At 51.1% G+C, this 12,776-nt stretch carries 6 protein-coding genes and 1 pseudogene; 1 reads left to right on the top strand and 6 read right to left on the bottom strand.

The features are described 5' to 3' along the window. Positions 1-21: 21 nt before the first annotated feature. Positions 22-2,250, bottom strand: a complete 2,229-nt coding sequence (locus EOW68_RS16065; RefSeq protein WP_128226184.1) for a DEAD/DEAH box helicase — start codon at positions 2,248-2,250, stop codon at positions 22-24. Between the two features lie 996 nt (positions 2,251-3,246). Here EOW68_RS16065 and EOW68_RS16060 point away from each other — a divergent pair. Further along, positions 3,247-5,739: a helix-hairpin-helix domain-containing protein gene (locus tag EOW68_RS16060; RefSeq protein WP_431358992.1), complete on the top strand. Its 2,493-nt coding sequence runs from the start codon at positions 3,247-3,249 to the stop codon at positions 5,737-5,739. 62 nt (positions 5,740-5,801) lie between these two features. Here the strand turns inward: EOW68_RS16060 and EOW68_RS16055 are convergent, their stop codons facing one another. From EOW68_RS16055 to EOW68_RS16035, 5 genes and pseudogenes are all read right to left on the bottom strand, one after another. Beyond that, positions 5,802-6,110 (bottom strand): ATP-binding protein, encoded by a 309-nt coding sequence (locus tag EOW68_RS16055; protein WP_431358991.1) that lies wholly within the window; start codon positions 6,108-6,110, stop codon positions 5,802-5,804. Then, positions 6,089-6,337, bottom strand: a pseudogene (locus EOW68_RS16050) (IS5/IS1182 family transposase); the annotation flags it as partial. The pseudogene EOW68_RS16050 and the gene EOW68_RS16055, both read right to left, overlap by 22 nt. Positions 6,338-6,453: 116 nt before the next feature. Beyond that, the gene (locus EOW68_RS16045; RefSeq protein ID WP_128226182.1) at positions 6,454-7,068 is read right to left on the bottom strand and encodes a GIY-YIG nuclease family protein; all 615 of its coding nucleotides are present in this window, start codon (positions 7,066-7,068) and stop codon (positions 6,454-6,456) included. 312 nt (positions 7,069-7,380) lie between these two features. Then, a complete protein-coding gene (locus tag EOW68_RS16040) occupies positions 7,381-7,791 on the bottom strand; it encodes a hypothetical protein (protein WP_128226181.1) in 411 nt (136 codons plus the stop codon). 308 nt (positions 7,792-8,099) lie between these two features. After that, the gene (locus tag EOW68_RS16035) at positions 8,100-12,572 is read right to left on the bottom strand and encodes a bifunctional RecB family nuclease/DEAD/DEAH box helicase (RefSeq protein WP_128226180.1); all 4,473 of its coding nucleotides are present in this window, start codon (positions 12,570-12,572) and stop codon (positions 8,100-8,102) included. Between the last annotated feature and the right edge of the window lie 204 nt (positions 12,573-12,776).

Genomic DNA, 12,776 nt, shown 5'->3' with positions numbered 1-12,776 from the left:
TGTTGATTTTAAACTCCCTGTTCATACGGGGAGAAAGTCTGGATCGACAGTCCGTATTCGATACTTGGTCTCAAAGTGCTGGTAGAGCTCACGATACAGTGAATTGGATTTCTCGTCGGTCTCGTATCGAAGGGTATGCCAGTCAGCAACGATTGCGCAGTAACGTTTCGCTCGCGTGAGCGCCACGTTGAGGCGCCGGGGCCCATCTACTGCTCGGCCGAGGAACCCGAGGTCGCCATCGGCATTGCTTCGGACAAGTGAAAGAACGATTGCTGTTCGTTCGCTGCCTTGGAAGGAGTCGATAGTGTCGACAGTCACACCGTCAGCGTCCTCAAGATTGGTCGCGAGCATCTCACGTATCTGTGATACCTGCGCTGTATACGGCGTTATCACCCCGATTTCCTCTGGCGGAAGTTCCTCACATAATTCCGTGACAAGGTGCGTGACCAAGCGAGCTTCAGTCGGATTGGCTTTCGAGTGATCGATTGTTTCGACAGCACCGCCGATATTATAGCCTTCGACAGGCGCTCGATCAGAGAGTGGGGCTACCGTCCGGCCATTACGGAGGCTTCGGTCATAGAACGCTTTATTCGAAAACGAGGCGATATCTCTGTGCATCCGGTATTGGGTCTGGAGTTGGAGGCCAACACCCTCGTAAACACCCCCTGTTGCATAGAGGTGTTCGAACAGGGAGTGGCCGAAAGCAGATTCCGGGGGTCCGTCTCTTGCGCTGAACGGTGGCAGCTGACGATGGTCACCGGCAAGGACCGCTCGGTCAGCCCGCGCGAGTGGGATACACGAAGCCGTCGCCGTTGATTGTGTGGCTTCATCAAGGACAACGAGATCGAATTCCCGAGTTGTCGTGGCTGCAGTGCTGTTCGTTGCGGCGACGACGTTGGGATGGCCAGGGACATCACTGTACCAGCGACGGACATTGGAATTGTCGGAGTGACTAGCATTGAGGCGTGTCAGTGTAAACTCACCGTCGCCGTGTTGACCATGTGCATGTAAGGACCGTGGGTCAGGGTCATCTGTTGTTGAGGTGCCGATAAGGAGATTGTCGATCGCTTGATTTGAGTCAGCACAGACGAGGACGCTCTCACCAGCAGCCGCTGCCCGTCGCACGATTTCGATGAGGGTGCGAGTCTTCCCCGTTCCGGGTGGGCCGTGAATACAAAACAAATCATCAGCCAAGAGTGCGTGTTCGACGGCCAATTGCTGTTCTTGATTGAGTGCGGCGTCAAGTTGCTCACTCTGGGCGGCAGCACCGTTGGAAAACGTGATAGGGCGCGTTCCTGCTAAAACCGCTCGAAATGGGTGCTCTCTAAGCTCTTCGATTGCTTCTCGTTCACGGTCAAAGGGAACCGGGTTTAGCAGTGCACTCACCCCGTATGTTGTAGCCCCGTCTGTCAGTGCGTTCCCAACCTGGGTCGCATTGTCGACTGACGCCCAATCGAGGGTAAGCCAGATATTCAACCCACGAATTCGTGTCACCTCTGCTTGGACTTGAATCCGATCAGCAGCGTCAGTCCCATCACACTCGTGTAGCAGGACTTCATTACCTTCGTGGATACCGAACTCAGATTCGATGAAGAACGCCCAATCACCGTCTCGGCGCGATTCAAGGTGCGATGGAAGATCAACACGGAACTGGAACGTTCCGTTATCGGTTTTCCCCCGGGGGTTGATGGACGGAATGGCGTCGCCACCTGAGTCATATATGATCGACGGCGACTGCTGGGTCGCGCTGTCTCGATTCGTGGCCCGCGTCGCATCGCGTTCATTTTCGACGTAGGCGAGCAACGCGTCAATCAGATGATCGGGGTCGATTGGATTACGAGCCGGTTCGTTATCGTCGATCGGGGAATCGTATGTCGGCGGATAGGTTTCGGGTATCCAATCTGAGTGCCAGAATCGGATTCTGTCGGCGAGTTTTGTGACTCCGAAGGCGTCAACCTCGATGAATTCACGCTCCCCGTTCTGTTCGAAGACACAGATCGGTCCGTGTAGTGCATGCTCAGTAAAGGCTACGAACGAACCAGTAAGTGTCGCGGTCTCCTCTTCGTGGAGGGGTATACAGGTCCAGTCTTCCTTCGGATGGGTCAGTTCGTCGTGGTTCCCAGCGAACTCTGCAACGGGTCGGACTGGCACCTCTGAACCACCATCCTCGAGTTCGTCGGTAGTCGCAGTATGGAGTGTCGCGTCAGCAACCGAAAAGTGCCCGACCATATGGTCGAAAAGTAACGACATCTGGTCTAACGTTTCTCTCCAGCATCAAAACAGTATCTACCTGTAGCACATGTTTTAGGAACACAGCCCATTGTGGCTTGTAGATGTGACCTGACAAGTGAAACAGGAACCGTAATGGCTTACGATTCCCGCTTTCGAGGGACACTGCCGATGCGATGACGGGCGAGTACCGCGATAGCGTCTCCACACACACACGTCTCCGGGTGGTACTAGGCCAGTTATCGTGAGTATTAGCGATATTCATGGCTTGCTTGAGACTGCCCGGGATGCACTCCTGACGCTGAGTGATTACCATGACCACGACCCGATTGTCGAACAAAAAGAAACTGGGCCGCTCTACTGGGCGAACAAGACTATGTCCTCGTGTTCAATGGCGACCTCATAGACCGCGGTCCGGCCAGCGTCGACACCGTACGGATGGTCGCCCGCCTCATATCTCAAGCAGGTCGTAAAGCGACGCCCATAATCGCCTTCTCAACATCGTTTCCTCAAGCACATTACGGGGTACTCCCGTCATAGCCACTTGTTTTCAATAGGGCACTGATTACAACCCTGTAATCCACTTTAGCCCTGGAATGGAATTGGAATAAGTACTACAGAACATTTGTGTAAATTGACATTATTTAGTATGCTTCCACTCTTCTGTGTTTATGTATGCCCGATGAAACACCCGGAATAGGGACTTCAGTCCTTAACCACGTGGAGTTAGTTCAGAAAGCGACCAACGCTGAAAACAGTAGGAAATTCGAACTCTTGTTCGATCTGGTGTGGGAATCACTCGTAATCAAACGTACGTACGACAGCTACCGAGTGGCACGGCTGGCACTTACAGAAAAAGTTGGTGTATAAATAATGACTGATAATATCTTATGCCCGGCAACGGAATGCTCATTCGAGGGCGGTTTGAGTCGTGTGATCCACCACTTTACCGACCAAGACGATAGAGAGCATACGTGGACTGCACACGGTTTTCAGCATTCCGGACAGTTTCGGAGAATGCATGAGGAAGAGTCATCACCAAACACTACACAGGAAATTAAAGAAGCTGCTCAATCTGAATCTACAGATCAACCTGTAGCCAGGAAGATCCCACTTGACGGTGTCACCGGAATCGGAGAGACACGTGCCGAGAATCTCAAAAGAGCGGGTTATGAAGATGCAGAGGATGTCGCACAAGCATCTGAAGCGGAATTGGCTCAGGTGTATTCGATAGGTGCCGATAGTGCCCGATGTATTTGGGTGATGGCCCGAGAAGAGTGTGGACAACAAACAACCGTCATTTCGGAGTTCGCAAACTCGCTAGAAGCAGCTCGTGAAGAAGTTTTGGATGCATATGTGCAATTGGCTGGCGCTGGAGTTACACCTGAAGAGTCCAAAGAAACACTTAATCGGCTATTTAACGCTGAATCTGTTGAATCCATCGTAAACTTCACAGAGTATTCGATATCGTATCGACATTTCCTGATGCAGGCGGGATTCGAAACCATTGCTGATGTAGCAACGGCATCAATTGATGCACTAATTGAGGCCCGATATGTGGGAGAGACTCTCGCGAAAAGCATGAGAGAAAAGGCCCGTAGAAGCTATAACATTGATCCAAGTACATTTCAGGGAAACGCCGCATCGGTGGAGACTACAACCGAAAATATGCATCAGTCTTCAGTCCCGGACAACGATACCGCTCACTCGATCGAACCTGATGAATCGGGCCAAGACGAAGACGGTGAGTTGATTGCTTCTGCTCCAGAGGCTACGATGGCTGCTGCATCAAAGACGGATATCGGAGATGAAGATTGTCTAACGACCAATGCCGGGGATCGATTAAGCGATAAAAGGTACCCGGAAGCACTGAAAGATCGAGATCAATGGCTCCTGTGGACGGAAACCGATGATGGTCAGAAAATCCCACGAGCACCATGGGAAACCGCTGACCCTCTGCAATATGTTAATGCTATGGACCCAGACAATTGGGTTTCATTCTCCGAAGCCAGACAGTGGCAATCGAAGCTTCCCCACGACCTAGAGCTTGCGTTTACTCTCACACGGGATGATGATATTGTATTCCTTGACCTCGATGATGTAATCGTCAATGGATGCCCGAGCTCTGCGGCGAAATCACTGATCGAACAGGCTGATTCACATGCAGCCATATCTATATCTGGAGGAGGAATCCACATCTTCCTACGCGGCAGCCTATCTGAAGACATCAAATCACTTACCGGGCCGATTGACGGCACCGGTGATCAGACCTTGGAGGTCTATGATCGGAATCACTTCATTGCAATGACTGGCGACCATCTCGAAGGGACACCATCCAGGGTCGCAACTGGAGACTCCATGCTTGCTGAGCTCGAAGAAGAGTTTGCGTCCATTAGTAGCAACACGCCAGACCGTGGAAATACAGAGCCACAGCGGAGTCGTGCCGAACTCAATGAGTTAGAGACGACAAGTGATATTCAAGATATTTTCGATGCTATCGATCAGATTTGCCCCTCTGATATTGAAATGCGGAGCACACAAACCAAAGAGCATCCCGATGGGACATACTCATACGATCCCTCGTGGGTCCACAGCGAATCTGGAACTCGGTTGGGTGTTCTGGACGATATCTGGATTTATCGCAAGGGGATGATTGCGCTCGATGCCCTCCAATTAGTAGCTCTTGAAGAGGGAATTATCACCGACGAACAGGATTATCCTGCTAAGGATGATTTCTGGGAGGCTGTCGAAGCCCTTCGTCGTCGAGGAGTACATATCCCTCAATTTCAACCCGAATCTACCCAAATTAACGAAACGACGGATCTACAATCTGACACTGATATCGATAGAGAGGAAGTCACAGCCCATCTCAACTACGGTGATCCAGTGCGATGGTATCTCGATCCATCTGATAGAGATTATCAAGAAGCACTGGCAATTGAACTGGCCCCGACACTGATCGAAGTTTCTCAATCACTGGATCTCTCCCCGGTAGTCACGTACCGGGCCGCAGACCTGTATGCCAAAGGGCACGCAGCGGGCATTGTTCCAGGCGCCGCTCATGAGAGTTCGTTGGGTGCGGCAGTTCGTATCGCCACCATTGAGGCAGATGCCCATCGACCACTGTCAGATATTGCAAGAGCAGTTGATGAAACGAAAAAATCGATTCGGAAGAAGATCAGCCGTCTATTAAAAGAGACAGATCTCTCGGAGAGTATCAGTGCCACTGATCTCATTGTCGAGCCAAGGGATTACATCACATATATGGCTCGCAAGCTAGAGGTGGAAGACGATGGAGAACTCTGCGAGTTAGTGGAAGACCTTCTGGAAAAAGTGGATCATGATGGAAGTACGAATCCATTATCGGAGGTTGCTGCCGCATTCTATGTAGAGATGACGCGTTTGCGCCAGCATTCGATAACCCAACAAGAAATATCCGATGCGTCGGGATTATCGGAAGTCACGATCCGGAATAATTACCGCAAATACAGGGGTGTGGACGAATCGTAGACTGCATTTGATGTATGTGAAACGTTAGTTCTGTGATTCAGTGGCTGAACCAAACGCTTTTGTCAATTTACACCTGCAGCCTCGCCGGAGTTTTTGATCGCGTCTTGGTCGTTCGGATTCTGGATCTGCATCGATATCTGCGTCCCACACTGGGACAGCACGTCCTGATCGATTTTCGACGGCCATTGACTGATAATCCAGAGTCCAAACCCGAACTTGCGACCCTCTGACGTAATCGTCCGCATGATGCCTAACGACGGAGCGTCACCAGAGGCTGGTGCGAATCGATGGCCTTCCCCGAATAGGGCGAAAATCGGATGCTCGATTTCAGACTCGCGGTCCTGCACGGCATTGAGTCGTTCTCGGTACATTCGTCTGTTTCAGGCCCGATCTCGGCCAGAATTTGTGACATCTCGCTCAGCCAGTTAATTGCTTCACGGTAGGATTGTTCAAGATAAACCCGCAGACAGTGTAGGGAAACGATGGCGTAGTCGGCGAAGCCGCCACCCCCTTCAGGGGCGGCAGTTTCGCCTCGGCCACCAACAGCATTTTTTGCTAACATCACCACTTTCTGCGTGAAGCGGTAGATTTCGGAAATGAATCATCCGCGGTTTCCCGCTTCATTCTCCTCGTTCTGACGGTTCGTTCCAGCACCGTCTAGTGATTCACCAGAGCCTATCTTTTATAGATTAGATTTTGAACCCTACAGATCCGTTAATACTGCCTGTCGTCAGTGAAGACTCCGCCACCACACAAAGGACATCCTTGTTCGCTGCGGTCGTAGTGGAACCCGCACTGACTGCATCGCTTCTGTCCTGATGGTGTGTCCTCTTTGATGTCATGAAGACTCAGTTCGGATTGATACCGTTCTGAGTCCTGTTTTTCTGGGTCGTCACTTTTCATTTCCTGCCACTGGTTTCGTAGTTGCCGATAGTTTGAGGTCCTTGACTTAGTGTCTCTAAATGCTCTGTGTACTCTTTCAAATATCTCAGCCCACTCATTGTCGGTGTCTCGATTGTTTGATATTTCGACTGGTTTATTCGGTATCCCGAGTTTGTTGACTTTGGTGGGTATATCGAGGTCTCGTTGTCCGGGCGGTACGTCAAACCACTCACCTTGTAGATGGTATTTCTGGAATTTCCTGTGAAGGAATTTTTCGACTTCAAGGGCGTTGTCTGGTGTCTGTGTTTTCCTAAGTTTGAGTTGGAAGGGACAGGCGACTTGGAGATCCTTGAGTCGTTGTCGTGGGTCTTTGGCTCTCCCTATTTTAATGGGGCCGAGCTGGTGCTGTATGACGTAGACTTTTTGTGTTTGTTCGTTGTTCGGCATACTTAGTTAGTATATTAGAATCAGTTCACAAATATATTCAAGGTAACATGCGAAAGTACTGTATAGCGGAATCAAGAAATATGCGAATTTATTAACTGATAAAGGTGGTATCAAGTGAACCCACTCAAGTACTGCGTTATGCTGAATGACATAGTCGGTCCAGAGTTTCAACGGGCAACTGCGCCCAATGACTTGCAAATCGATAATAGTTCGCTGCAGTATGCTATTCCGCGTCTCAAATGACGGATTTACCCACAGCCGATAGTCTTGATCGATCGTGGATTAGGAACGAAATAATCAAACGCAAATTGGTCACAGGAATTTTTCCCCTTGTTCTGTTAACGATGCGGCCTGGGCCGGATCTGCGACGTTAGGGTCAACTTCAATAATTTCTGTTTCTGCAATGAGTGTCTTTTCAATATACTGCGTAAGGTCATTAGCGAGGACAGCATGGGCGTGATCGACCAGTTCTTCGAGTGGATTTTTGACAGGACGGCCCTCGATGAGACCTAGTACAGTTTTGCCGGTTGGGTCGACTGAAGCGTGCTCAATAACACTAACCGGATAGTCTTCGTAAAATCCCATGAGAATATTTTCATATACCTCCCAAACGTCGGTATAATCCATCTCCTCACTCACCCTCATAGCAAGTGTATGCCGTGCGAGTTCGTCACGACGTTCTGCGTACTCGTCGGCGTTGAGTTCAGGTTCGAGTTCTGTCACAACCTTTTTTACACACATCGTTCTGAAATAGTTGATGGCTTATGTTATTTTATTTTAAATACGTAAATTGTGTAAATATGAACAGCAATGGTGTATTGATGAACCACGGGCAGTGACTGTACGGGTTTCTGACTCAATGCCAAACAAGACCGCGACCGCTGACCTGATCTTAAAGCGTTACTTCCCAAATTACTCTCTCGACTTGGACAGTATTCGATCGACACAGTCGCAGCAATTAGTCTTGCCAATGCTGCTACAACTACCTATTGTCAATAAATTTACCTAATTTTTACTTATTCGAATCAATATTATTTTTCACTGTGTGCAGAAAGTGCGTAGATTTCAATTGAAGTATCCTCCTTTCCATCTGGTATATCAATTGCTCCATTACAGAAGTCCCCGAGGCGCCCGTCCCACACAGCAGTTGCAGGACTCTCTGCAGTCACACCAAGCGCATCGTACAACCGTTTCCAAATTAGTGTTTGGTCAAATTCATCGGCATCCGGTGGCGTAACCTCGAAGACAGATTCACTGGCGACAATCACGAGTTTCTTTTTCATCCGTGACATGGCGACGTTCAGCCGGTTCGGATTGAGGAGGAACTCGGCTTCACTCCGCACGTAGTCAGGGTCGCTTGCCGTCGCCGAGATGACCATCACGTCACGCTCGCCACCTTGGAATCGTTCGACGGTATCAATCGTCGCGCTTTCGCTGAACCGTTGATTGAGTCGTCCCTTCTGGGCATTGTGCGGAGTCACAATACCTGTGTCATCAGGGTGCGGAGTATCCAACGCACTCAACAATGCTTCGATAAGCGCAACCTCAGTCCGGTTTGCATCCTGACTCTCGTCTTCGTCGTGGATAATGAGTGTAACGGGTGCGGAAGGCTCCATCGCGGCTTGGACACCATTCGTACTGGGTACCAAGCGGTCGATCGTGTCTGTCTGTGTCGATTTGAGTGTGATCCCATCATCCGTGTATACGAGATTCGTCAACAGGTCAGCGACACGCGTATGGAGTCGATACGTCCGATCCAACCGTGTGATTGGGATCGCGTCACCGACCTCCGGTGAGTTCGCAAACGCAAATTCCGACTCCTCCAAATCCCCTCGTAGGAATCGAACGAAATTCAGTGCAGACATGAACGGTACATTCTCTTCGATAGTACGCCGGTCCTCACCCTCCCACTCGTGCTGCTGAACCGGTTCCATCTGCCGATGATCACCGATGAGCAACGTTTGACTGTCATCACCGAGAAAGGCACTCGCCAAGAGCGTGGCAGGCAAATCAAGCATACTCGCTTCGTCGATTGCCAGACAATCAACGAACGAAATACCGGCGTCCATCACTGCTTCGGCACTGTCGAGCTCGAACAGATCCCCGGCACATTTGTCGATCACGCCCCGAAGCGAGGTTGGTGTACTGAAGATGACGAGGTGGTCAGTTGCATCGCTGCCGTCATCAAAAACGTGTGGCCGAAGGGCGTCAGTCATCTGCACGATATCGGTGCTGTTGTAGTAGTTTACGAAGTCGACGTGCTCATCGACTGCTGGATGCCGACCACTATCGTCGGTATCATCACCGGATCCAGACCGCACTCGGACAAACTGTGACGCTGCAGTGACCGCTGTACTGTCCGTGAGTCCTCCCCAGCTTTTAACGATGTCGTCCATCGCTTCGTCAACGGCTGTGTGTGATGGCGCCGTCACGACGGTTAACAATCGCTCACCGTCCGACTCAACAGCAGCCATGCGTGCGAGCACTGCTGGCGCTAGCGTATAACTCGTTTTGCCGGTCCCCGGCGGGCCCTGGAGAACCGCAATTCGGTTGTCGACATGCTTGACGAACTCCGCTTGTTTACCACGTGGTCGACCGCCAGTTGCGTTTTCAAATGTCTCAATAAACTGCTCAACCGCATCTGGCGGACAGAACCGTTCTTCAAAGTGATCAGCCTCGCCATCGCGGAATGCCCGGTTCAATTGATGATACAATGCGTTCGAGTCGGTTCGTTCGAGGGCATCATAGGCTCTGACAGCAGGGTATGAGTCTGCTTTTGGATCAAGAATGAACAAATCACCTTCCGAGATGAGGGTCGTGTAGTCATCGTCGGCCGCTTCCGCCGGATCCATCGTGGCACTCCGGTGCCATTCTAAGTATCGGTCCTGTCCATACCCGCCATGTGTCGAGGCATTCACAGTGATCGTTTTTGATGTTCGATCGAACTCTTCGACGGTCGCGTTCATCGAGTTCGCAATATACCGCGGATACGTCGCGTTCACATGCCTGACCTCATCCCCATCACGGTCGAGTTTCGACATGACGCGCCAACTTCCCGACCCGCCGTCGTCAGCTCCACTGATTCGACAGCTATCGATCACCTGGTCCGGGTTCCGGAACAACTCATCATAGAGAAGGTTTCCCTCGACTCTAATGTCCCACTGCCCTGCTGGTTCAACGTTTGTTACGCGGAACATCGTCGAATCACCCGTCTGCATGCGCTTCCGTGGCGGTTGGATGTAGTGCTCAAGACACTCCTGGCGGTCCGTTGCATACTCAAGATCGAGATACTCTTGACAGGCACGGTTCAATTCTACATCTGCCAGTGAGAAGTCGGGGAGTCGGCCAAGGTCGACACGTTGTTTATCGATTTGCCAGTTCTTGTATTCAATCGCACGCTCGACGTGTTCGAGAGCCTCCGTCAGTTGCAGAGCAAGCGCTTTGACCTCATCCGGACCAATCGGCGGTGACTCCGGCCCGTCGTAGTATTGGTATGCTGTGAAACTCGACCCGTCCGCAGCGTCGCCAACGTCATCGAGTTTCCCACGAGCGGCCCAGAGGTATTCCAGCGGAATCTGGTTGCCAAACCGATTGTAGAGCGGATAGAACCCATCGGGCTCCCGATCAGGGTCAGCCTCGTCTCCGAGCAGTAATCTAATCGAGTCACCTTGCTCAACGTATGGGCGCTGGCCTTCGAAGAGTCCGGTTCTGAAGACATCACGGAGATTGATCGTCTCGCCATCGATGGTCACCTTCCAATCCTCGGCCGAAAACCAGCGCCGGTCATACGAATCATCCGGGAACGTCTGCAGTTGGTCAACTGTCTGAATCAGACCTGTGCCGGGATACCGCAAGGCCAGTCGATCCGTGATATCGCCGTGGACGACTGATACCATCGGCTGGTCAAGCCCTTCACGCAAGCCCAACAGGTCGCGGACCGCACTGCTTCCAAACACAGATGGTTGCCGCTGCACCGCTTCCATTAGCGCATCGCGTTCCTGGCCAGAATAGGTATAAACATGGATGTATCCTGGATCCGGTTCTCCGCTCACTTCTGCCTGAGTCTCTTGTATTTTCTCGAATAACGCGTCGAAAAACGCCTCAAGCAAGTCGCCCTCGGTCTCAAGGCTGGCATCTTTGTCCGTCGGAAGACGATTGCTGAACTCGATAACACTCCGGGCGTCCGTCTTGTCACAATCGACCCGTGCGGCCAGTAGCGCGAGTCGGTCTCGGATATGATCGTGTTGGACATACAGGTAGACTCGAATCAACTCATTTTGCTCGCACGCACTCCCTGGTAACCGCGGGTGCGGATTATCGTCTGGCAAAATACCGTTGCCACTGCCACGGAGGTATTCGACATCATCGAATGACTCATACGAAGGATCCAGCTCACCACGGAGTACCTGCGCCCGCTGGACAATCTCATCCAACCGATTTGCGAGCGTCCCCTCGCTTTCGAGCGCATTCACAGTCTCTGCCTCTCGAACCTCTAAGGCATCATACTCGTAGGGTTTCGTCCCCTCTTCGCGTTCGAACAGTTCCGTGAGTCCGGCCATTGACTCAATCCCATTGGTCTGTAATCGTTCTTGGTTGCCCTGTGTAAGGTTCAGCAACGCAGGGTCACGAGACTCGATTGCCTTCGTGAAACACACACCATTGTACGGGCAGCCATCACACTTCCGTTCTAGCCGGTACCCGGCCTCGTCGAATGACTGGTTCGCCAATTGATGCAGTTCTCCATCCCGCTTGAGAAGGCGTTTGATTTCTGCTGTCCGTGAGGGTAAATCGATCGCTTGAAGCGATGCTGGCGGTTCTTCGCGTAAATCAACTTCGCGGTTGACAACCGTCGCGATCGGGTCATGGTCAATTTCAAGTTCGGCGACGACGTTATCTAAGAGGATACTGTAAATCGTCGATTGGATCTGGTGTGATGTTTTTTCCTTCCAAGAGGTTTTCACTTCCAGAATTCGTGACCGAACACCCCGGCTATCGGGGAGTGGTTCTAACATGATGAGATCAGCAATGCCTGCGATATCCCAGACGCCAATTTCGCCAAACATAGGCGTCTGAAAAAGGACAACAGGACCATCGAGTCCCTCTGTATCTTGATCTGCCAGCGTTTCTAGCAGTTCAGTTAATTGCTTGTGAACACCAGTGTGCCACTGCGTCTCGATAGTAGTGTTTCCAGGGTCTGCGTCTACCGTCACCCAGGTTTCGTCATATGTGATGTGGTCACCATTACTCTCTGCATCGCCGATGACACGGTCGGCATCGGCTGCGAGTGTTCCTAACTGCTGTTCTTCATACGCTAATCCGAGTTCTGCAAAGAGATCGCTCCGTGAGTTCGGATCGTACCAATTTCGCTCACTGACAATATCCTGGTCAAAGTATTTTAAACGAAAAAAGCGAGGACAGCCAGAGTAGCTGATATATTGGCCCAAGCCGCTGGGCGTCAGGGTGACGTCTGTCGGGTCACCCGTCGCTTGTTCACTTTGTGCCATGCAATTCCCAATCGTCGACCGAGTAATAAACTTGGTGCGTGTAATTGAAATAAAATATACAGAATTGTAATTTCGGATGGATGTGTTTACGCTCGCTCAATTAGGGAAAGATACGGCGTATAATTACTAAACAAATTGCTTCTTTTTTATTTGCCGCGAAAAATTTCGTAGGACTGGTTACTCCGACATATCTGTGGAACTGTC

The sequence above is a fragment of the Halovenus amylolytica genome (genome assembly GCA_004015825.1).
GTDB classification, from domain to species: Archaea; Halobacteriota; Halobacteria; order Halobacteriales; family Haloarculaceae; genus Halovenus; species Halovenus amylolytica.
Note: the sequence above shows the minus strand (reverse complement) of the source record. Positions and strands in the feature narration are given on the sequence as shown.

What these genes read in the sequence shown, in the direction of transcription:
- EOW68_RS16065 (WP_128226184.1), bottom strand. Translation starts at nt 2,250, where the DNA reads ATGTCGTTACTTTTCGACCATATGGTCGGGCACTTTTCGGTTGCTGAC.
- EOW68_RS16060 (WP_431358992.1), top strand. Translation starts at nt 3,247, where the DNA reads ATGCATGAGGAAGAGTCATCACCAAACACTACACAGGAAATTAAAGAA.
- EOW68_RS16055 (WP_431358991.1), bottom strand. Translation starts at nt 6,110, where the DNA reads ATGTACCGAGAACGACTCAATGCCGTGCAGGACCGCGAGTCTGAAATC.
- EOW68_RS16045 (WP_128226182.1), bottom strand. Translation starts at nt 7,068, where the DNA reads ATGCCGAACAACGAACAAACACAAAAAGTCTACGTCATACAGCACCAG.
- EOW68_RS16035 (WP_128226180.1), bottom strand. Translation starts at nt 12,572, where the DNA reads ATGGCACAAAGTGAACAAGCGACGGGTGACCCGACAGACGTCACCCTG.